We start from the raw sequence: 1,783 nt of genomic DNA, 5'->3' as shown, positions 1-1,783 counted from the left end.
GTGTTCCAGCAGTTCGTGGGTGTTGAAGTCCTCGCACGGCGTGGGCTTTTCCCGATCCGCCGGAGTCAGCTTCCGCAGGACCCCCAACAGGACGGCCAGGGAAGCCTCGGCCGAGGTCAGCGGGTTGATGCCTTCCGGCGCTGCGGACCACTCGTCGGGCCCGGCACCCGCAGGCGACGACGTTTCGGCGATCAGGCGGTCCAGGTAGTGGTTCCAGCCCTCGGCGTGGGCCGCTGCCTGGTCGGGGGTGAGGCCCTCATGGACCAAACGCAGCGACGTGCCGTCGGCGTCGGGCTCCATGGTGATCGTTACCGTGGAGGCGCCCGGCGCCAGGTCCATGCCGGCCTCCCAGCCCCAGGTGAAGACGACGCGCTTGCCGGGTTCAATTTCAGTGAACGTCCCGGATGCATGGTTGCCGGGGGTGACGGTCCAGCGGTACTCGCCGCCCACCCGCAGGTCAACGCGGGCGGCGACGGTCTGCCAACGCCGGAGGCGTTCCGGATCGGTAATGAGGGCAAATGCTTCGTCGACGTCGACGGGCAGGTGGATGGTCTTGTCAAAGGTCATGGGAGGGTCCTTCGTCGGTTAGGGAGACGTGGGTGGGGGTGGGATGGGCAGGTGCGGGCCCGGTGGTCCGTTGCGCCGCGAGGGCGGCAGCATCTGACGCCAGCAGATCGAGCTCGTGGGTCCAGAAGCCCTCGACCAGGATCCGCAGCCGTGCCATGCCCTCGGAGTCGAGCCGGTAGTACCTGTTCCGCCCTTCTTTTCGTGCGGCCACGAGGCCCGCCTGCTGCAGCAACAGCAGGTGCTGCGACACCGCAGAACGGCTCACCGTGAATTCCGCGGCCAACTGGCTCACCGACTGTTCCTGGCGCGCCAGAAGATGCAACAGACGGCGCCGGTTGGGTTCCGCGGCGATTTCCAGGGCATCTAGCACGGTCAATACGTTAGCGGTCACTAACGCATTGAGCAAGCCGCTGGCGCTCACCGACCGTGAGGTACCGGGCCCGGGGGCAGAGAGACCCCCCATCCGCTCCCCCCTCGTAGGCCGAAGGACCGAATTCCGGTGTAAGCCAGCAGGGCATTAGGACTTTCCTCTCCCGCTACAACCAGGCGCGAAAGTTGCATTTCTATATCTTTTTCTGCGAGCACGTGGTCTAATGTGAGGAATTGGAAGAATAGGGATGACAATGGTCGCCAGAAGCTACAGATTCCGATTTTTCATATTGTTCGTCGCGGCAGCCGCGTTGATAGCCCCGGCGTCAATTTCATTCATCCAGACTTCGGTAGCCCTGGACGAAAACTCATTTACGTTTGTGCAAGTACCGGATACGCAGATGGAAGTCCTGTCGGATACTAATCCATTGCTGCCGGACAGGTACCAGTGGATAGCGAATAACGCCGCCAGCCTCAACATCAAGTTCGTCCAGCACACCGGCGACCTTGTGAATTGGGGCGTCGTGGACCCGGTTCAATTCACCCGCGCCGACCGCGCCACCCGAATCTTGGATTCTTCGGGCATCCCGTATGGCTACTCCATCGGAAACCACGACGGCGCCGCCGTCATGGCCGGAGGCTCAGCGGCGCCCGGTGACACGCGAACAAACTTGCGCGACACGAGAGTTTTCAATCAGATTTTCCCATTGAGCCGTTTCAGAAATGTTGGCGGAGTGTTTGAGCCCGGCAAAATTGACAATATGTACCAGACATTCACCGCCGCTGGTTCGGATTGGCTGGTTCTATCACTTGAAATGTGGCCACGCCAAACGGCATTGGACTGGGC

At 61.9% G+C, this 1,783-nt stretch carries 3 protein-coding genes; 1 reads left to right on the top strand and 2 read right to left on the bottom strand.

Going from position 1 to position 1,783, the window contains the following annotated elements:
• Together AC1DHD_RS16130 and AC1DHD_RS16125 are read right to left on the bottom strand one after the other, a co-directional pair.
• Positions 1–567 (bottom strand): SRPBCC family protein (locus AC1DHD_RS16130; RefSeq protein WP_476880674.1); only part of this gene is annotated, 567 nt, incomplete at its 3' end.
• Positions 557–937, bottom strand: a complete 381-nt coding sequence (locus tag AC1DHD_RS16125; protein WP_476880673.1) for an ArsR/SmtB family transcription factor — start codon at positions 935–937, stop codon at positions 557–559. The genes AC1DHD_RS16130 and AC1DHD_RS16125, both read right to left, overlap by 11 nt.
• A 247-nt stretch (positions 938–1,184) precedes the next feature.
• Between AC1DHD_RS16125 and AC1DHD_RS16120 the strand changes: the two genes are divergently transcribed.
• Positions 1,185–1,783: metallophosphoesterase (locus AC1DHD_RS16120; protein WP_476880672.1), on the top strand; the 599-nt coding region annotated here is incomplete at its 3' end.

It is taken from the genome of Arthrobacter sp. 05L45_2 (assembly GCF_056397525.1).
Note: the sequence above shows the minus strand (reverse complement) of the source record. Positions and strands in the feature narration are given on the sequence as shown.